The following is a 515-nucleotide window of genomic DNA, read 5'->3' as shown; positions in this document are numbered from 1 at the left end:
GTGATAGCATCCACTTTACCCTCTATATCGTACGTGGAACCATCGATTAATTGTAGTTTGATAGTCGGTATTTTGCTGATTTCTTCTTTGATAGTGCTACCGGACTTGGTCATTGCCAGCAATTCCTTTTCTGTCATTGAGAAGTATACATATACTTCGTCAATCTCGGAAACAGTAGTCATCGGTGTAGCGATAGAAGGGCTTACCAATGCTCCTACACGATAAGGGATATTGTTGATAACGCCATCTGACGGACTTTTAACCTGTGTGAATGACAAGTTCTGTTGAGCAGTGGTCAGTTGTGCTTTTGCTTGTGCCAGCTGGGCTTTGGTCTGTGCCAGGGAGTTTTCTGCCATTGCCAGGTCATAGTCACTGATGATTTGCTTTTTGTTCAACTCTTTCTTATTGTCATACGTCATCTGTTGAGTGCTCACTGCTGCTTCTGCTGTAGCCACTGCTGCTTTGGCAGTGCGTACAGCTGCTTCGTATTGAGTCGGATCAACAATGAACAACAC

General features: G+C 44.1%; 1 protein-coding gene. It reads right to left on the bottom strand.

Annotation, left to right across the window (positions count from 1 at the left end; all coding sequences use genetic code 11):
* Positions 1-515: efflux RND transporter periplasmic adaptor subunit (locus AB5935_RS25300; protein ID WP_368327788.1), on the bottom strand; the 515-nt coding region annotated here is incomplete at both ends.

Source organism: Phocaeicola sp. RTP21198st1_B8_RTP21198_201120 (genome assembly GCF_040929485.1).
Taxonomy (GTDB): domain Bacteria; phylum Bacteroidota; class Bacteroidia; order Bacteroidales; family Bacteroidaceae; genus Phocaeicola; species Phocaeicola dorei.
The sequence above is the reverse complement of the archived record's forward strand: the minus strand, read 5'-3'. Positions and strand labels throughout refer to the sequence as shown.